The 18,191-nt window shown below is 64.5% G+C and carries 15 protein-coding genes; 11 read left to right on the top strand and 4 right to left on the bottom strand.

Annotated elements, in window-relative coordinates; translation table 11 throughout:
* The first annotated feature begins 11 nt into the window (after nt 1-11).
* The 3 genes from H1S04_RS00335 (at nt 12) to H1S04_RS00325 (ending at nt 3,292) form a co-directional block, all read left to right on the top strand.
* Entirely contained in the window at nt 12-884 is an 873-nt protein-coding gene (locus H1S04_RS00335) for a carbohydrate ABC transporter permease (RefSeq protein ID WP_255435409.1), read from the top strand.
* A gap of 27 nt (nt 885-911) precedes the next feature.
* Complete coding sequence (locus H1S04_RS00330; RefSeq protein ID WP_298945390.1) at nt 912-2,129, top strand: extracellular solute-binding protein; 1,218 nt, start codon at nt 912-914, stop codon at nt 2,127-2,129.
* Nucleotides 2,130-2,194: 65 nt separating this feature from the next.
* Nucleotides 2,195-3,292, top strand: coding sequence for an ABC transporter ATP-binding protein (locus H1S04_RS00325; protein ID WP_181743585.1), 1,098 nt, complete (start codon nt 2,195-2,197; stop codon nt 3,290-3,292).
* 476 nt (nt 3,293-3,768) lie between these two features.
* Here the strand turns inward: H1S04_RS00325 and H1S04_RS00320 are convergent, their stop codons facing one another.
* Entirely contained in the window at nt 3,769-4,788 is a 1,020-nt protein-coding gene (locus H1S04_RS00320) for a LacI family DNA-binding transcriptional regulator (protein WP_255435408.1), read from the bottom strand.
* Between the two features lie 377 nt (nt 4,789-5,165).
* Here H1S04_RS00320 and H1S04_RS00315 point away from each other — a divergent pair, with 377 nt between their 5' ends.
* From H1S04_RS00315 to H1S04_RS00300, 4 genes are read left to right on the top strand one after another with little or no spacing between them, the layout of a single operon-like run.
* Nucleotides 5,166-6,086 (top strand): hydroxypyruvate isomerase family protein, encoded by a 921-nt coding sequence (locus H1S04_RS00315; RefSeq protein ID WP_255435407.1) that lies wholly within the window; start codon nt 5,166-5,168, stop codon nt 6,084-6,086.
* Nucleotides 6,087-6,133: 47 nt separating this feature from the next.
* Nucleotides 6,134-7,822: a GMC oxidoreductase gene (locus H1S04_RS00310; RefSeq protein WP_181743583.1), complete on the top strand. Its 1,689-nt coding sequence runs from the start codon at nt 6,134-6,136 to the stop codon at nt 7,820-7,822.
* Nucleotides 7,822-8,466 (top strand): gluconate 2-dehydrogenase subunit 3 family protein, encoded by a 645-nt coding sequence (locus H1S04_RS00305; RefSeq protein ID WP_181743582.1) that lies wholly within the window; start codon nt 7,822-7,824, stop codon nt 8,464-8,466. The genes H1S04_RS00310 and H1S04_RS00305 overlap by 1 nt, the downstream gene beginning before the upstream one ends.
* A gap of 60 nt (nt 8,467-8,526) precedes the next feature.
* Nucleotides 8,527-9,288, top strand: coding sequence for a DUF1080 domain-containing protein (locus tag H1S04_RS00300; protein WP_181743581.1), 762 nt, complete (start codon nt 8,527-8,529; stop codon nt 9,286-9,288).
* Nucleotides 9,289-9,346: 58 nt separating this feature from the next.
* On the opposite strand, the gene H1S04_RS00295 is transcribed toward H1S04_RS00300, so the two are convergent.
* The gene (locus tag H1S04_RS00295; RefSeq protein WP_255435406.1) at nt 9,347-10,225 is read right to left on the bottom strand and encodes a sugar phosphate isomerase/epimerase; all 879 of its coding nucleotides are present in this window, start codon (nt 10,223-10,225) and stop codon (nt 9,347-9,349) included.
* Nucleotides 10,226-10,748: 523 nt separating this feature from the next.
* Between H1S04_RS00295 and H1S04_RS00290 the strand changes: the two genes are divergently transcribed.
* The 4 genes from H1S04_RS00290 (at nt 10,749) to H1S04_RS00275 (ending at nt 15,949) form a co-directional block, all read left to right on the top strand.
* Entirely contained in the window at nt 10,749-12,194 is a 1,446-nt protein-coding gene (locus H1S04_RS00290) for an oligosaccharide flippase family protein (RefSeq protein WP_181743580.1), read from the top strand.
* A gap of 64 nt (nt 12,195-12,258) precedes the next feature.
* Nucleotides 12,259-13,257 carry a hypothetical protein gene (locus tag H1S04_RS00285; RefSeq protein ID WP_220185056.1) on the top strand — a complete coding sequence of 333 codons (999 nt, stop codon included), beginning with the start codon at nt 12,259-12,261 and terminating at the stop codon, nt 13,255-13,257.
* Between the two features lie 42 nt (nt 13,258-13,299).
* Nucleotides 13,300-14,370 (top strand): cellulase family glycosylhydrolase, encoded by a 1,071-nt coding sequence (locus H1S04_RS00280; protein ID WP_181743578.1) that lies wholly within the window; start codon nt 13,300-13,302, stop codon nt 14,368-14,370.
* A gap of 124 nt (nt 14,371-14,494) precedes the next feature.
* Entirely contained in the window at nt 14,495-15,949 is a 1,455-nt protein-coding gene (locus H1S04_RS00275) for a cellulase family glycosylhydrolase (RefSeq protein ID WP_181743577.1), read from the top strand.
* Nucleotides 15,950-15,965: 16 nt separating this feature from the next.
* On the opposite strand, the gene H1S04_RS00270 is transcribed toward H1S04_RS00275, so the two are convergent.
* Nucleotides 15,966-17,075, bottom strand: a complete 1,110-nt coding sequence (locus H1S04_RS00270) for a glycosyltransferase (protein WP_181743576.1) — start codon at nt 17,073-17,075, stop codon at nt 15,966-15,968.
* Nucleotides 17,062-18,012: a glycosyltransferase family 2 protein gene (locus H1S04_RS00265; RefSeq protein ID WP_181743575.1), complete on the bottom strand. Its 951-nt coding sequence runs from the start codon at nt 18,010-18,012 to the stop codon at nt 17,062-17,064. The genes H1S04_RS00270 and H1S04_RS00265 overlap by 14 nt, the downstream gene beginning before the upstream one ends.
* Between the last annotated feature and the right edge of the window lie 179 nt (nt 18,013-18,191).

Genomic DNA, 18,191 nt, shown 5'->3' with positions numbered 1-18,191 from the left:
GAGGGAGAATCATGGCGATCTTCCGCAACGACGACACGCCGATGATCGACCGCTATCGCTGGTGGGAGATCGTGCTGATCTATCTTGGCATCTTCGCCTTCCTGTTCTTCCTGCTGTCGCCCTTCATCGAGGGGTTTCTTGTCAGCCTGAAACCGCTCTCGCAGCTGTTTTCCTCGCCTTACACCTTCTGGCCCGAAAACGGCTCCTTCGCGGCCTATACGAACCTGTGGAAGACGGTGCCGGGATTTGCGCGCTATATCTTCAACTCCTTCCTGATCTCGACCATCGCCACCTCCATCGTGCTGCTGCTGGTGGTGCCGGCGTCTTACGCCTTCGCGCGCTTCCATTTTCGCGGCATGGGGCTGGTCCTGGCGGCGTTTCTGGCGGTCAGCATGTTTTCGGGCGCGGTGCTGCTGATCCCGCTGTTCCGGCTGATGCGGACGCTGGGGCTTCTGAACACCTATTGGGCGATGATCGTGCCGGGGGCGGCATTCCTGATCCCCTCAGCGATCTGGCTTCTGCGCACCTACATGATGCGCATCCCGGCCGAACTGAACGAGGCCGCCTATATGGACGGCGCCAGCCAGTTCTACACCTTCCGCCGGGTGATCCTGCCCATCGCCATGCCGGGTATCATCGTGGTCGCCATCGTGACCTTCATCGGCGCCTATTCGCAGCAGTTCATCTTTGCCCTGACCTTCAATTCGAAGACGGAATACATGCCGCTGCCGATCGGGCTTTACGCCTTCTTCGGCAAGCAGGACGTGGTCTGGAACGAGCTGATGGCCGCAAGTTTCGTGGGCATCCTGCCCGCCCTGGTCCTCATCTTCTTCCTGCAACGCTATCTCGTCGGTGGGCTGACCGCCGGCGCGGTGAAACAATAAGCCATAACACAACCGGGAGTCTGCAACGTGAACATCATCCTCAAACGTAGCCTGATCGGACTGGCCCTTGCGGGAACCACCGCCCTGCCGGCGCTGGCGGCCGACATCAGCTGGATCTATTGCGGCGACCGCCTGGATGCGGCGCATGAAAAATACATCGCGGAATGGAACGCCGCCAATCCCGACGACCAGGTCAAACCCGAGGTCGTCGGCTGGGCGCAGTGTCAGGACAAGGCGACCACGCTGGCCGCCGCCGGCAGCCCCGCCGCGATCGCCTATGTGGGCTCGCGCACGCTGAAGGAATTCGCGCTGAGCGACCTGATCGTGCCGGTGCCCATGACCGACGAGGAAAAGGCCGCCTACTATCCCAATATCGTCGAAACCGTGACCTTCGACGACACCCAATGGGGTGTGCCGATCGCGCTTTCGACCAAGGCGCTCTACTGGAACAAGGACCTGTTCAAGGAAGCCGGCCTCGACCCGGAAAAGCCGCCGACCACCTGGGCCGAGGAAATCGAATACGCCAAGACCATCAAGGAAAAGACCGGCAAGGCGGGTTACGGCCTGTCGGCGAAGACCTTCGACAACACCATGCACCAGTTCCTGCACTGGGTGTACACCAATGACGGCAAGATCATCGATGCCGAAGGCAATATCGTGATCGACAGCCCGCAGGTGCTGGCCGCCCTTCAGGCCTACAAGGACATCACCCCCTATTCGGTCGAGGGTCCCACTGCCTACGAACAGAACGAGATGCGGGCGATCTTCCTCGACGGTCAGATCGGCATGCTGCAGGCCGCCGTCAGCACCGCTTTCCTCGCCGAGGAAGCGGGCATGAACTGGGGCGTGACCGATCTGCCGCTTGGCCCGGACGCCAAGGGCAAGGGCACGCTGATGATCACCGACAGCCTGGCGGTGTTCAAGGATTCGGGCGTCGAGGAAAAGGCCATCGAATTCGCCAAATACATCACCCAGCCCAAGGTCCAGGAGGAATACGAAGCCGCCGGCGCCGCAGGTCTGACGCCGCTGCGCCCCGGCCCGGCCGTCGACAAGCTGCTGGCCGACCAGTCCTTCTGGAAACCCTTCGTCGACGGCATCGAGTTCGGCGGCCCGGAACCCCTGTTCACCGATTACAAGGGTTTCCAGAACGTGATGATCGAGATGGTGCAATCCGTCGTCACCGGATCGGCCGAACCGCAGGCGGCACTGACCAAAGCCGCAGGGGCGCTCGAAGAGTATAAGTGAGGCAGCCGAAGGCCCGGCCGCCGTTGCGGCCGGGCCGATTTGCCGTGAGGGAAAGGAAACGCATCTTGGGCCAGCTGACGCTGAAGAATATCGTGAAAAGATTTGGCGCCATCGAGGTCGTCAAAAGCGTCTCGCTGGAGGTCGCGGATGGCGAGTTCATGGTCTTCGTCGGCCCCTCGGGCTGCGGCAAGTCCACATTGCTGCGCATGATCGCAGGGCTGGAACATACCAGCGGCGGCGATATCGTGATCGACGGCCGGCGGGTCAACGATCTGCCCCCCGTCAAGCGCGGCATCGCCATGGTCTTCCAGTCCTACGCGCTTTATCCGCATATGTCGGTCTATGAGAACATCGCCTTCCCGCTGCGCGTCGAACGCGCGCCCGAGGCGACCATCCGCGAGAAGGTTGAGGCGGCGGCGAAGATCCTGCATCTCGATCAGCGGCTGGAGCAGAAGCCGGGAATGCTGTCGGGTGGGCAGCGCCAGCGCGTGGCCATCGGCCGCGCCATCGTCCGCGATCCCGAGATATTCCTGTTCGACGAGCCGCTGTCGAACCTCGATGCCGCGCTGCGCGCCGACATGCGGATCGAGCTGACGCGCCTGCACAAGCAGCTGGGGGCGACGATGATCTATGTCACCCACGATCAGGTCGAGGCGATGACCATGGCCGACCGCATCGTGGTGCTGAACGCGGGCTATATCGCCCAGGTCGGCGCGCCGCTGGAGCTGTATCACAAGCCCCGGAACACCTTCGTCGCGGGCTTTATCGGCAATCCGCGCATGAACATGCTGCCGGTCACGGGGATCGAGGTGACGGCGGCAGGCGTCGAAGTCGATTTTCAGGGACAGCGCCTGCTGATCCCGGTCGCCGGCCACAAGGCGCTGGCGGGCGCGCCCCTGACGCTGGGCATTCGCCCCGAACATGTCGGGATCGGCCGGGGCGAGGCGAACATGACCATCACCCCCAATGTCGTCGAACAGCTGGGCGCGCAGACCATCGGCTATGCCCCCCTGCCCGGCCGCGAGGAAACCTTCTGCTTCGTGCTGCCGGGCAGCCAGTCCACCGCCGATGACCAGCCGGTGGAGGTCAGTTTTCGCGCCGCCGACTGCCACCTGTTCGACGCCGAAGGTCAGGCGCTGGAACGCATGGGCCAGTTCGACTGACCGCCCGCGGCAAGGGCAGCGTCTCTCGGACTGGATCGCCCGCGTGCGGTCGTCGAAAAACGGGTCGGCGGTCGAGCCCTTGACGGCGGCGAAGAACGCCGTCTTCCCATCGGCGAGGGTGGCCCATCAGGGGATGGCGGTATGATCGTCGGTGAACATCGCGAGACCAGCGATGCGGCGCGCGATGATCTGACCGGTATGCTGCGGGGTCAGACTGCCTTCTGCGAGGGCCCCTGGTCCAGTCCCGGCAATGCGGTGCCGCAGGCCAGCCTTTCGGCCGCCTCCGCGCCGTGCCGATCCGGTCCCCCGAGAGAAGATGCCGAAAAGTCGATGGCCATGGCGACGCCGGGCCGCAGATCACACGGGAAACCAGCGCCGAACGGGGGCCGCTCCCCCGAGCGCGGCGCGGCGGTGTTGTCCGTCCAAGACCTGCTCACACCGCCCGCGCCGCTAGCGGGCAGCATCCGGGCCATACGTCATTCGGCCGGCGCCGCCGTGCTCGCGCGCAACAACAATTCGACCGGCAGCACTTCCTCATCAGCGCTCCCCTCGCCATGCATCCGCGCCAGCAGGATGGTCGCCGCGCGTCGGCCCAACCGGTCACGATGCTGGCGGATCGTGGTGAGCGGCGGCAGCGCATAAGCCGACATCTCGATATTGTCAAAGCCCACGACCGAGATGTCCTGCGGCACCCGCAATCCGGCCTGCGCAAGCCCGTTCATCAGTCCGATGGCCATCTCGTCATTGTCGCAGAACACCGCAGTCGGACGGTCGGCCATCTCCAGCAGCCGCGCGGCTGCGGCATGGCCCGACCGTAACGAGAAATCGCCGCTCATCCTTGTGGTGGCGGCTTCGGGTTGGCCCGCTTCGTCAAGGCCGGCCAGAACGCCCTGACGACGGGCGCAGGTCAGGGAATTGCCCTCGGGCCCGGTCAGATGCAGGATGCGGCGATGGCCAACGCCGATCAGGTGGTCGATGGCCAGCCGCGCGCCTTCAGCGTTGTCGGCCAGCACGCGCGGCGCTTCCAGTCCTTCGATCCATTCGCAGGCCTGCACCACGGGGGGACAGTTGGGCTGGCGGAACAGATCCGCATCCAGCCCGCCGTCCAGCACGATCACCCCGTCCGAACGCGAGCGGTTCAGATAGGCGCCGATCGCCTCGCGCCGGCCATTGCCGCCCTGAATGCTGGTATCCAGCACCAGCAGGTTCAGCCCATTGCCGCGCAGCACGTCGGCAATGCCCGACAGGATCACCGAGAAGAACGGATTGGCGAGCTTGGGCACCAGCGCCAGCACGCCCCCGACCTGTTGCTGACGCAGGTTCCGCGCCGCCACGTTCAGTGTATAGCCGGTCTCGGCGATGGCCTGTTCCACCGCGCGCCGGGCGCTCTCGCTGACGATCGAGGGGTTCGACATCGCCCGGCTGACCGTCGCCACCGAAACCCCGGCCAGCCGGGCAACATCATGTATCCGGGGCGGTTTTCGGGTCGTGCTCAAGCGGTCCTGCCGGGTTGGAATCTCAGATAAGCCTGAGCGCAAAAAAAGGCGGTTGTAAACCATTTCATCCTGTGAGAACGTGCCTGTAACCGATTACATACCGATTGTACAGGTGAATCGGACCGGAAGGGGAGATCCGGGAGGGGGAATGGTGACGATCACGACATCCGGCGATTTCCGGCCCTGTGGGCCGCGGCGCCTGCGCGCGTGGACCTGTGCGGGCCGGCGTGCCCCGGCCTCATGTCAGCCGCTTCGGTAAATGCGGTCCTGCAGCGATAACGCCCGGCTGAAATTGTAAACGGTTACATGGCTTTTTATCGTTCAATTTGAGGCATGACGCAGCGCCTTGGGCGGCATCATGCGAGGGGAGAAAGACGATGACCGAAACGATCCGATCGGCTGGCCTGCCGCACAGTCCCGGCCGGCGCAGACTGTTGCAGGGCGCGGCGGGCATGGTGGCGCTGGGGGTGGCATCGCCGGGCGCCGCGCAGCAGGCCAGCCCTGCCCCGACGACGGCCCCGGCCCTGAAGGGCAACATCAACCATTCGGTCGCCCGCTGGACTTTCGGCGACCTGTCGCTGCCGGATCTGTGCAGGCTGGGTCAGCAAATCGGGCTGCAGGCGATCGACCTTTGCGGGCCGGATGACTGGGCGGTGCTGAAGGAACACGGGCTTGACAGTTCGATGTGCAACGGCGCCGAGATCAGCCTGGAAGACGGCTGGGCCAATCCCGCCCATCACGACGCGCTGGAGCAGCGTTATCTGGACCATATCCGTCTGGTTGCCGATGCCGGTTATCGCAACCTCATCTGTTTTTCCGGCAATCGCGGCAGCCTCAGCGACGAGGAAGGGCTGGCCAATTGCGCCCTCGGCCTGCAACGCATCCTGCCCGCCGCGCAGCAGGCCGGCGTGACGCTGGTGATGGAACTGCTGAACAGCAAGGTCGATCACCCCGATTACATGTGCGACCGCAGCCCCTGGGGGATCGCGCTGTGCCAGCGGCTGGACGCGCCGAATTTCGGGCTGCTCTATGACATCTATCATATGCAGATCATGGAAGGCGACGTGATCCGCACCATCAACGACCACAATCGCTGGTTCGTCCATTACCACACCGCCGGCAATCCCGGCCGCCATGAAATCGACGAGAGTCAGGAGCTGAACTATCCCGCCATCTGCCGGGCGATCCGCGACAGCGGCTTCAGCGGCTATCTGGCGCAGGAATTCATGCCCTCGTCCACGGACCCCGGCCAGGCCGCTGAAGCGCTGCGCCAGGCCGTCCTGATCTGCGACGTGTAAGCCCGTAAATTGAAGCCATATCAAGCCATTATCAGGAGGAGAGCCAGATGGCCGAAAACATGCATTACGACGCGATTGTCGTCGGTTCCGGGATCAGCGGCGGCTGGGCCGCCAAGGAACTGACCGAGCGGGGACTGAAGGTCCTCATGCTGGAACGCGGGCGCAATATCGAGCATGTCACCGATTACGTGAACACGGACAAGGAGGCCTGGGATTACCCCCATCGCGGCGAAGCCACGGTCGAGATGAAGGACAACTATCCGGTTCTGAAGCGCGACTATCCGCTCAACGAACAGACCTATGGCATGTGGGCGAACGAGCAGGAAAACCCCTATGTCGAGCAGAAGCGCTTCGACTGGTTCCGCGCCTACCAGCTGGGCGGGCGCTCGCTGCTGTGGGGACGGCAGAGCTATCGTTTCTCGGATATCGACTTCGAGGCCAATGCCAAGGAAGGCGTGGCCATCGACTGGCCGATCCGCTACGCCGATATCGCGCCCTGGTATGACCATGTCGAGCGTTTCGCAGGGATCTCCGGTTCGGTCGAGGGGTTGGCGCAGCTGCCCGATGGCCAGTTCCTGCCGCCGATCCCGCTGAACATCGTCGAAAAGGACGTGGCCGCCCGCATCCAGAAGGCTTTTGGCGGCAAGCGGCACCTCATCCATTCGCGCTGCGCCAATATCACCGAGCCGAAGCCCGAACAGAACCGCGTCAACTGCCAGTATCGCAACAAATGCTGGCTGGGCTGCCCTTATGGCGGCTATTTCAGCACCCAGTCGGCGACGCTGCCGGTGGCGGTGGCGACCGGCAACCTGACGGTGCGCCCCTTCTCGATCGTGCGGCAGGTGATCTATGACAAGGACAGCAAGCGCGCCAAAGGGGTCGAGATCATCGACGCCGAGACCAATCAGACCTATGAATATACCGCCAAGGTGATCTTCCTGAACGCCTCGACCTTCAACTCGACCTGGGTGCTGATGAATTCGGCCACCGATATCTGGGAAGGCGGCCTCGGCTCGTCCTCGGGCGAGTTGGGCCATAACGTGATGGACCACCATTTCCGCGTCGGCGCCGAAGGAACGGTCGAGGGTTACGAGGACAAGTATTACTTTGGCCGCCGCCCGGCCGGCTTCTACGTCCCGCGCTTCCGCAATATCGGCGATGACAGCCGCGACTACCTGCGAGGTTTCGGCTATCAGGGTTCGGCCAGCCGCGAGGGCTGGCAGCGCGACGTGGCCGAACTGAACATCGGCAAGGACCTGAAGGCGGCGCTGTCGGTGCCGGGCGACTGGACCATCGGCATGACCGGCTTTGGCGAGATGCTGCCCTATCACGACAACCAGATCGCGCTGGATCGCGGCAAGACCGACAAATGGGGCAACCCGGTGCTCGCGGTCAGCGTCGACCTGCGCGACAACGAACGCAAGATGCGCGAGGACATGACCCAGGACGCGGTCGAGATCTTCGAGGCCGCCGGCGTCAAGGATGTGAAACCGGTGGTCAAGGACTACGCCCCCGGCATGGGCATCCACGAAATGGGCACCGCGCGGATGGGCCGGGACCCGAAAACCTCGGTGCTGAACATGCACAATCAGGTCTGGGACGCGCAGAACGTCTACGTGACGGATGGGTCCTGCATGACCTCATCGGCCTGCGTGAACCCCTCGCTCACCTATATGGCACTGACGGCGCGTGCGGCAGAACATGCCGTCAACGCCCTGAAATCAGGAGATCTATGATGAATCGCCGTGAACTTCTGTCGATGATTGCCGCCTTCACCGGGGCGGCGCTGGTGGGAAGCGGGCGGGCCTTCGCCTATGATCCGACGACGACCGGCGCCAATATCTTCACCCCCGAAGACGCCGCTTTCCTGGACGAGGTGGCCGAGGTCATCATCCCGAAAACCGACACCCCCGGCGCCAAGGATGCGCAGGTCGGCACCTTCATGACCGTCTATGTCAGCGATTGCTTCACCGCCGACGAGCAGGCCGATTTCCGCGCGGGGATCGAGGCGCTGAAATCCGAAGCGCAGGCCGGATACGGCAAGCCCTTCACTGATCTGACGCCCGAGGAGCGGCAGGAATTCCTGCAGGCCGCGTCCCTTGTGGCGGCCGATCAGGCCAAGGTGGTCGAGGCGGCACTGGAAAAGCAGAAGCAGGACATCGCCCAGCAGACCAATGACGCCATGGCGGCGGACGAGGCGCTGGCGGCGATCGCCAAGGACCTGCCGAAGCTGCACTGGTTCACCCCCATCCAGCAATTGACGCTGTTCGGCTTCTTCACCTCGCAGATCGGCGCGACCGAGGTGCTGCGCTACGAGGCGGTGCCGGGCGAATATATCGGCGATCTGGACTACAAGGGCGAACCCGCCTGGGCCACCTGATCCTGTGACGGCCCCGGCAGTGCGGGGCCGTCTTTCCTTCATCCCATCAAGGAATCTCACATGAAAATCAGTAAGATGCTTCTAGCTGGCGCGGCGTTCGGCGTGGCGGCGGGTGCGGCTTTCGCGCAGGATGCCGAGGACCCGGCGGTCCGGCGCGCCAAATCCGAAGTGACCGAGATCTGGGAACCGGTGCCGGCGCTGGTGGCCACGCCCGAAGGGCAGCCGCCCTCGGATGCGGTGGTGCTGTTTGACGGCACCAACCTGGACGCCTGGGAAGCGGCCGAGGGCGGCCCCGCCGAATGGTTGGTCGCCGATGGCGCCCTGTCGGTGGCGCGCGGCAAGGGCGACATCCGCACCAAGGAAGGCTTCTGCGATGCGCAGCTGCATATCGAATGGCGTGCGCCGCCGAACGATCAGGGCCACAACGGCCAGGATCGCGGCAATAGCGGCGTCTTCCTGCAGGAACGCTATGAGGTGCAGGTGCTCGACAGCGCTGACAACCCGACCTATGTGAACGGTCAGGCAGGCTCGATCTATAAACAGCATCCGCCGCTGGTGAACGCCTCACGGGGGCCGGCCGAGTGGCAGGCCTATGACATCATCTTCACCGCCCCGATCTTCGCCGAGGATGGCAGCCTGCGCGTGCCGGGCTATGTCACGGTGATGCAGAATGGCGTGGTGGTGCAGAACCATGCGCAGTTGCAGGGGCCGACCGAATGGATCGGCTATCCCAGCTACAAGGCGCATGATTGCGCACCGATCAAGCTGCAGGATCACGATGCCGATGTCAGCTATCGCAATATCTGGGTCCGTCCGCTGTAAGCGTGATCCGAGACCCGAAAACGGGCCGCGCCAGTCGCGGCCCGTTTGCTTTGAGGGGTCACGGGCGGGTGGCGCCTTCAGGCAGGTTTGCGGTCAGGAACTCGGCCCCGGTCTTGACGACGGCGGGCGCATCCAGCGGCTGGTCATGTTCGATGATATACCAATCGACGCCCGCAGCCTCGGCCGCGGGCAGGATCGCCGCCCAGTCCTGCGTGCCCTGACCCAGCGCCTTGAAGCCTTTTTCATCCGCAGCCTCACCTGTGGGCGCATTGTCCTTGGCGTGAACGGCGAAGACGCGACCGTCGAAGCGACCCAGATATTCGGCCGGATCAAAGCCGCCGCGCGCGACCCAGGCCAGGTCAAGCTCGGTCAGGACATCGGGGCCGGCGGCCTCCATCATGATTTCCAGCGCGCTGAGGCCGTCGAACTGGGCCATCTCGAAATCGTGGTTGTGATAGGCCAGCGTCATGCCCTCGGCCTTCACCTTGTCGCTGATCGCCTTCAGTTCGGCCCCGAGTGCCGCCCAGCCAGCGGCATCGGTCGGACGCTCCTCGGGCTTCAGGAAGGGGACCACCAGGATGGTGTTGCCGATGGCCTTGTTGAAGGCGATCACTGCATCGAGATTGTCGCGCAGGTCAGCCAGTTGGGCATGGGTCGAAATCGCCGTGATCCCGTGCTTGTCGAGCGCCGCCTCCAGCGTTTCGGCGTCGGTATCCTGCATGCCGACGGTTTCCACCGCCGTCACGCCCGCGGCCTGAACGGCCGCCAATTGGTCATCCAGCGTGCCGGAATCGCGCAGCGTGTACATCTGCACCGCGATCGGCAGCGTGCCGGTGTCGCGGTCCTGCGCCGCAACCGGCGCAGTCCCCAGAACCGAGACCGCCAGCATCGAGGTGCCCGCGAGCAGGCCGCGCAGGGTAAGCATGGATTTCGTCATCTAAATCTCCCTTGATCCACCTCCTCCCCCGGAGGCGCGAGGATGTATGTAAAGGATTTCATTTCACATGAAAAGGATTACATTTGCTGGACCCGGTAGATTTCACCCACAGATCGCCCATATCCGCCCGCATCCGGCAGGCGGGGAATTGCCCCACAGCGACGCGACCGTGACGCCGCTCTGTCCGGACATCAGTCCACCGGCAGAGATGGCGTGCTGCCAATGAGATTTCCGCCGCACCGGTACTTGCTGCCTCATACTTGCCATGTCCGCCGCAAGGTTTCGCGGTCATAAGCGGAATTTCTCCGGTGTCGGGGAACGGAATTTCTGACCCGAGATGATCCGCATTTGGGCGGAATTTCCATACCTGCAACCCGTCTGGCGAAAAATTGTTCTTTCGTCACAGACCGGTGGTTGCACGTCTCGCGCGTCGGTTGTCCCGGACCCGAACCGGCGTGAGCGCGCCGCCCTTGTGCCGCCATGGAATTGACTGCAAGAGATGCGTGATTTGTTGAGGTTAATGATGGCGAGTTTCAAGCTGTGGATTGGCGCCTCTGCCGCCGATACCATCACCCGGCTGGCCGTGCAGTTGGCCAGCACCATGGTGGTGGCACGGATTCTGACCGCCGAGGAATTTGGCCTCGCCAGCCTCGTGCTGGGCGTGACCACGATCATGTCCGCCTTCATCGGCCTTCCCTTCGAGGAATCGCTGGCCCAACGCCGCAAGCTCTATACCAGCCATCTGGAAACCTCGCTGTTCGTCTCGGCGGTGCTGACAGCGATCTCGGTGGCGTTTTCGGCGTTGCTCGGTCCGGTGATCGAGCGGCTGTCGGACGCGCCCGGCTTTGCGCTGGCGCTGGTGGCGGGCAGCCTGCTGCTGTTCGCGCAGGGCCCCGGCGCGGTCGCGCGCGCGATCGCGCGGCGGCATCGCCGCTTTGTCGACCTGTCGGTCTGCAATGCGCTCAGCACGGTGCTGGGCAGCGGTTTTGCGGTGCTGGCGGCCTTTGCCGGCTGGGGTGTCTATTCGCTGATCCTGCAGCGGCTGCTGCCCAATGTCTTCTTCCCGGTCCTGGCCCTGACGGCGATGAAATGGCGCGGCCAGCGGATCTGGATCCCGATGCGCTGGCATCCGGCGCGTTTTCGCGAACTGTTCCGCTTTTCCTGGCTGCATCTTGCCGATGTGGGCGTCACCAATGCCGGTCCTGCGACGCTGTCCTTCCTGATCAACGCCTATTTCGGGCAGGCGGTGCTGGGAATGCTGAACATCGCGCTGCGCATCGTCGATCCGCTGCGTTCGGCGCTTCTGAGCGTGGGGCACAACCTCGCCTTCTCGGTGCTGGTCCGGCTGCAGACGGATGCGCGCAAGCTGACCGTCAAGGCGGCCGAGATTACCGCCGATACCGGCTTCTTCATCATCCCGGCCTTCGTCGGCCTGGCCGTGGTCTCGCCGGTGCTACTGCCGATGCTGGTCGGTCCGGGCTGGGAATCCTCGATCCCGCTGTCGCAGATGCTCTGTCTGGCGGTGGCCTTTTCGCTGCCGTTCAACTTCTATTATTCGGGCTATTCGGCCTTGGGGCGGCCGGAATACGGCCTTTACGGCAGCACGCTGTCGCTGCTCGCCATGGTCGCGGCGTTCCTGCTCAGCGCCTGGGCGGGCCTCGGCCAGACGGTCGGCATCGCCTTCATCACCTATGAGGCCGCCAAGGTGTTGATCGCGCTGGCGCTGGCGCTGCCGATCTCGGGGCGCGCGCTGAAAACCGCCCTGATCGAGATCGTTCGGATCTGGATCGGTTCGCTGCTCATGGCGGCCATCCTGCACTGGCTGTTCCTGTCATCGGACAGGCCACAGGTCTCGGGTTTGGGGCTTGCAGGCATTGTCTTGGCGGGGGTAGTGGTCTATCCGCTCATCATGACGGTTGTCTGTCCGCGCTGCATGCGCGACTTCGTCCGGCTGCTGCGCAGTCGCTAGTGTTTTACCAAGTCAGAGCTATCCCTTGCTGGCCTTCATCATATCTGAAGAACATCAATACGCCGTGCGGGACGTGTTGGAGACCCGTCACCACCCCCTGCATGGCCGGATGTTCATCCTCTCCTACGGCGAGTTCCTGTCGCTCCCGGAACTGCCGCGCGCAACCTACCTTTTCCTGGACATCGAGCGGCTGACCCCCGACCGGCTGGCCGCCACACCGCTGCGCATCGCCCAGCTGGAAAAGGCCATGCCGGGCACGCGGATCCTGAACCGTCCCGACCGCATCGTCGACCGGCTGACCATCATGCAACGGCTGTGGGAGGCGGGCATCAACGGCTTCCGGGTGATGCCCGTGACCGCGCCGCCCGAGGATCTGCGCTATCCGGTCTTTCTGCGTGGAATGCAGGATCACGAGGGGCCGCGCTCGACCCTGATCGGCGATGCGGCGGAACTGGACCGCGCCGTGGCCGCGCTGAACAGCCCGGATGGCTTTGCCATCACCGAATATATCGACGCCCGCAATGCCGAGGGGCTGCACGAAAAGCGCTCCTACATGCGCGTGGGCGACCGGCTTTTCCCGGCCGCGCGCGATGTCAGCCGCAACTGGGTCTGCAAGGGGGAATATTCCAACCCCGAAGGCGTCGCTCAACCCGAGATCGAACTGGCCTTCCTGACCGGAACCGAGGATCGCGACGCGCTGCGGCGCGCCTTCGACGTGACCCGGATCGACTATGGCCGCGCCGATTACGCGGTGGTCGACGGCCGCCCGCAACTGTTCGAGATCAACACCAACCCCTGGGTCGAGCCGCCCGAAGGTGTGCCGGCCTGGGCGCGGCGCAGCGCGGGTACCATCGTTTCGGCCTGGCTCGACGCGGTCGAGGCGCTGGATGCGGAATCGGGGATCGACCGGCAGGAATGGGTGCCGGTCGGCGGGGCAGTTCCGGTCCCAATCCCGCCGGGATTTAAGCGCCGCAACATCGTCCACAAGCTGCTGCTCCGGTCTGGCCAGCTGCATCGCGAAACCGGGGTCATGCGCCGGTTGCGCCGGGTGCGCTTTCTCTGACAGGCTGGCCGCCTGAGCCGTGACCGCGGAAAGGATGCCTGCATGTCCGTCGTCCCCCCTGTTTTCGCGCAGCTTTGCGCCGCGTTGATGATGGCCATCCTCACCGCCCTGCCCGCGACGGCGCAGGATGCGCCCGTCGCAGCCGGCACAGCGGGTCTGGCCGTCGGGCTGGATACGCTGCGGGGCCGTGACGAGGCGGATCTGCGCGCAGAATTCGCCGATTTCGCCGAGCTCGGCGTGCGCTGGCTGCGCACCGACATCTACTGGGCCGATGTGCAGGCCAAGGGGCCGGGTAGCTATGACTGGTCCGAAACCGATCATGTCCTGGATCTTGCGCAGGAATTCGGCATCGAGCTGTTGCCGGTGGTCGGCACCACGCCCGACTGGGCCAAGAAGGACCGCGACGGCGCCTCGACCCCGGTCAATCCCGACAGTTTTGGCCGGTTCCTGACGGCGGCCGTGCAACGCTACAAGCCGCGCGGCGTGCGGGTCTGGGAAATCTGGAACGAGCCGAACCTGGCCGGCAACTGGCCCCCGCATCCCGATCCCGCCGCCTATGCGGCGCTGCTGATCGCCGCCCATCGCGCCATCAAGGCACAGGACCCCGAGGCGACGGTGATCCTTGGCGGAATGGCCGCGGCGCGATGGACCGGGCCGCCCTTCAACATCCAGCACTATACTGCGCCGGATTTCCTGCAAGGCGTCTATGACGCCGGGGGCGGCGACGCCTTCGATGCGGTCGCCTATCACCCCTACAGCTATCCCGACACGCCAGATGCCGATTGGCGCTGGAACGGCTGGGGGATCATGAGCGGACCGCTGCGTCAGGTGATGATCCGCAACGGCGATGGCGACAAGCCGATCTGGATCACCGAATTCGGCGCCCCGACCAACGAGGGCAATGGCGGCGTCAGCGAGGAAGAACAGGCTGAAACCCTGCGCCAAGGCGTCCGTCTGGCACGCGAATCGGGCTGGGCCGGCCCGCTGTTCTGGTACGGCTATCGCGACCTCGGAAACGACGTCGGCAATAATGAGCACTGGTTCGGGATTCTCGACGAAAAAAGTCGGCGAAAACCTGCTTGGCGCGCCTATCGAGACAATTTTAAGAACTAAGGGTTGTGGCCTGAAGTTTGCCGCATTCTACGGTTGCGCCGGCGCGAGGAGGCTCGGGCCGGATTTCAATCGGAATGGATAGCGACAAATGGCAATAACAAAAGTCACCTCGGGACAGTTGGGAATGGCAACACCCTTTGGCGAGCTGCTGGGCAGTTCCACCGCCGACATGAACGCCGAACTGGCCGACTACGCAAAACTGGGGGTCGATTGGGTGCGTCTGGACATTCACTGGGATCTCGTCCAGCCGACCAAGAACGGGGGATATAACTGGAAGCTGGTGGACAAGGTCTTCAACGCCATCGACAGTGCCGGCATGGAGGTGTTGGCCGTTTTCAACAATGTGCCCAAATGGTTGGACAAGACGCTGTCGACCTCCGAATCTCAGAAGGCGTTAGCGGATTTCGCCCGTGCCGCGGCCGAGCGCTATGGCGACAAGGTCAACCACTGGGAGATCCTGAACGAGCAGAACAAGCATGGCGTCACCCCGGCCGATTATGCCGCAGCGCTGAAGCAGACCTATACCGCGATCAAGGCCGTCGATGCCGATGACACCGTCATCACCGGCGGCCTGGCGGCAGTCCCCTCCACCGGCAGCGGCATGTGGGGCGCGGTCGATTACCTTCAGCAGGTTTATGCCAATGGTGGCGGCGACTATTTCGATGCCGTCGGGTATCACCCCTATACCTATCCGCTGATGCCCAGCAACAACGCCGCCTGGAACGGCTGGGAGATCATGGAAACCGGCATTCGCGGGACCATGCTGGCCAATGGCGATGCGGACAAGCAGGTCTGGATGACCGAGATGGGCGCCCCCACCTCGGGCAGCGGGGTGACGGTGTCCGCGGCCGAACAGGCGCAGGTCCTGAGTGAATCGGTGGCTCTGGCCAAGAACCTCAGCTGGGCCGGCCCGATCATGTGGTTCAGCTATCAGGATTCAGCGATCGATGCCGGCTTCGGGCTGCTGGATTCCTGGGGCAACCGCAAGGCGGCCTATTCGACCTATGCCACGCTGGGGAATCAGGACAACAACACCCCTACCACCGGCCTTCAGGCCGGTGTGGCCAACGTGCAGATCGGGACCGGACGCGGCGAATTGCTGACCGGCAATAATGAGAACAACCGCCTCGAGGGCCTGGGCGGCAACGACACCCTGCGCGGCAATGGCGGCGATGACCTGCTGCTGGGCGGCGATGGCGTCGACCACCTGAATGGTGGCGACGGGATCGATATGCTCGTGGGCGGCCCAGGCGATGACGTTCTGTCCGGAGGGTCGGGCGCGGATGTGTTTGTCTTCACCGACACCCAGGGGCGTGACCGGATCAACGACTTCCTCACCTCGAGCGGCGATGTGCTGGATCTGTCGGCGATCGACGCCAATGCCAATCTTGCCGGCAACCAGGCCTTCACCTTCATTGGCGGCAAATATCTGAAGGAGGCGGGTGATCTGGGGGTCTATATCGACCGGGTCTATAACAAGACCTATGTGCAGGCCGACCTGAACGGCGACGGAAAATACGACCTCAACATCCTGTTGACCGGCGTCCACAACATGAGCGTGGACGATTTCCTGCTGTAAGCGACGGCGGTGGCGCCTACCCCGAGGTGACCTCGCGGTAGAGCGCCGCCATCTCGCGCGCCATGCGGTCGGCGGTATAGCGTTCGCGATAGCGTTCCAGCCCCCGCCGCCCATATTCGCGCAACTGCTCGGGCGTCGTGCCTTCGATCAGCGCCACGATTTCGCCGACCGCATCGGGGGTGAACAGCCGTCCGGTGCGGCCGTCCGCAACGACATCCTGCAACCCACCCACCCGGCTGGCGAAGACCGGCAGACCCGCCTGCATTGCCTCGACCGCAACGAGGCCGAAACCTTCCCAGCGCGAGGGCACCAGCAGCAGATCGGCACGCGCGAACAGGTCGAACACCTTCTCGCGCGGTTGCCATCCCAGCAATTCGACATTGGGGGGCGGCGCGGGCAGCGCCTCGGCCGAGACGATGGCGCTGCCGATCGCCTGCGCATGGGCCCTGTCGCCCAGCCGGCGCATCACCTCAAGGAAGGTGTCATAGCCTTTCTGGCGGTCGAAACGGCCGGCGAAGGCGATCAGCAACTTGCCGTCGGCGCGGGGGGGCCGGGCGGCCGCTTCGGGGCGGGGGCTGACGCCATTGTCGATGACCACCAGCTTTTCCGGGGCGATGCCGATTTCCAGCGCCGCGCGGCGCTCGTAATCGGAGATGCAGACGATCCGGTCGGTGACCCTGCTCAGCAGCCGTTCGACCTGCGCCACCAGCTTCTGGCCGCGCCCGCTGCCTTCACGCGAAAACGCCCAGCCATGCGGGCAATAGATGGTGCGGCAGCCGCGCGGGATCAGCGGATCCAGCCCCCGGACCGCCGCCCCGGCGAAGGTCGAATGGATATGCAGGATCTCGGGCCGGGTGCGGCGCAGATGGCCGATCGTGCGCAGCCCGAGCGCGGCCAGATCCTTTTTCGAGCCGCGCCGCATCGGATAGTCGATGAGGGTGAAATTCGGCCCCTGAAGATGTTCCAGCGCCGGACGATTGACCGCGGGCGTGATCAGGTCGATGGCGGTCGCGGGCATGGTCGCGATCTGCAGCGCCAGCAGTTCCTCCAGATAAGTGACGACGCCGCCCAAGGGGGCCTCGGTGACGTGGACGATCCGGCGGGGATGGATGTCAGGCGCGGCCATGGCGCACCCTTACAACCGCATCGCGCAGGCGGCGATAGGCACCGGGGGCCACGCCGCGCATCAGGATCGCTGCCGCCCTTTTCTGGGACAGACCGCCCTGCTGAACCGCCGCGCGCAGGATGCCGAGCGCCCGCATCGGCTCGCGCCGCGCGATCTCGGGGGCGAGGAAACGGGCCAGGAAACCGGCTTCGGCGCGAGGCGTCAGGCGGCCGGACTGGTGGGCGACCCAATCGGTGATCTCGGACGGCCGGGTGGTATAGGAAAGCCGCCCCTCGGACTGGTCGTCATACCAGACCACCAGCGGCTCGGGCAGCATCCGGAAGCGGGCGCCGGCCTCCTCCAGCCGCAGGCAGAGGTCGAGGTCCTCGAGGCAGCGCAGCCCCGGATCGAAACCCACCTGCCCGAACAGCGCCCGCGGCATCACCAGCGTCGAGGTCTGCATCAGACCGTCTTCGGCGAACAGGTAATCGCCGACCCGCTGGCCTTCGGCAATGCCGCGGTCGGGCTTGACCATGCGGTTGTCCTCACCGCGGTGGAAATACAGCGGCGAATACCATACGGCGCCCCCCTGCCCCGCATCCGCCGCGATGGCGGCACGGAAGGCGGCCAGCTTGCCGGGCAGGAATTCGTCATCGGAATCGAGGAAGGCCACATACGTCCCGCGCGCCTCGGCGCCACCGCGATTGCGTGCAGCCGAGGCGCCGGCATTTTCCTGCCAGACGTAGCGGATTCGCGGATCACCCATCCCTTCGACCGCCGCGCGGGTGTCGTCGCGCGAGCCGTCATCGACGACCACGATTTCGAAATCCGGGTCGGACTGCGCCAGGCACGAGGCCAGCGTCCGCCCGATCTTGTCGGCGCGGTTATAGGCCGGAATGACGATCGAAAAGAACGGCGGCGCGGTTCCGGCGGAGGAACGAGGGGACGGCTCGGCCATGAAAATCGGTCCGTATATACTTGTGAAAAACCTGTGCCGCGCGGATCGGGTCGGCGGCATGTATCGTAGTTTCCCTGCCTGTCGCCGCAAGGGGCCTGTGGGACGACCGGCGGAACCCGGCTGATGTCACCGAATGGTCAGGTTGCGCCTGATATCGATGCCGCCTACCCTGTCGCACA

This window comes from Paracoccus sp. S1E-3 (genome assembly GCF_013868135.1).
Classification (GTDB): Bacteria; Pseudomonadota; Alphaproteobacteria; order Rhodobacterales; family Rhodobacteraceae; genus Paracoccus.
The sequence above is the reverse complement of the archived record's forward strand: the minus strand, read 5'-3'. Positions and strand labels throughout refer to the sequence as shown.

Excerpts from the sequence above, each read along its gene's own strand:
- H1S04_RS00335 (WP_255435409.1), top strand. The coding sequence starts at position 12 with ATGGCGATCTTCCGCAACGACGACACGCCGATGATCGACCGCTATCGC.
- H1S04_RS00315 (WP_255435407.1), top strand. The coding sequence starts at position 5,166 with ATGACCGAAACGATCCGATCGGCTGGCCTGCCGCACAGTCCCGGCCGG.
- H1S04_RS00310 (WP_181743583.1), top strand. The coding sequence starts at position 6,134 with ATGGCCGAAAACATGCATTACGACGCGATTGTCGTCGGTTCCGGGATC.
- H1S04_RS00305 (WP_181743582.1), top strand. The coding sequence starts at position 7,822 with ATGAATCGCCGTGAACTTCTGTCGATGATTGCCGCCTTCACCGGGGCG.
- H1S04_RS00300 (WP_181743581.1), top strand. The coding sequence starts at position 8,527 with ATGAAAATCAGTAAGATGCTTCTAGCTGGCGCGGCGTTCGGCGTGGCG.
- H1S04_RS00295 (WP_255435406.1), bottom strand. The coding sequence starts at position 10,225 with ATGACGAAATCCATGCTTACCCTGCGCGGCCTGCTCGCGGGCACCTCG.
- H1S04_RS00290 (WP_181743580.1), top strand. The coding sequence starts at position 10,749 with ATGGCGAGTTTCAAGCTGTGGATTGGCGCCTCTGCCGCCGATACCATC.
- H1S04_RS00280 (WP_181743578.1), top strand. The coding sequence starts at position 13,300 with ATGTCCGTCGTCCCCCCTGTTTTCGCGCAGCTTTGCGCCGCGTTGATG.
- H1S04_RS00275 (WP_181743577.1), top strand. The coding sequence starts at position 14,495 with ATGGCAACACCCTTTGGCGAGCTGCTGGGCAGTTCCACCGCCGACATG.
- H1S04_RS00270 (WP_181743576.1), bottom strand. The coding sequence starts at position 17,075 with ATGGCCGCGCCTGACATCCATCCCCGCCGGATCGTCCACGTCACCGAG.
- H1S04_RS00265 (WP_181743575.1), bottom strand. The coding sequence starts at position 18,012 with ATGGCCGAGCCGTCCCCTCGTTCCTCCGCCGGAACCGCGCCGCCGTTC.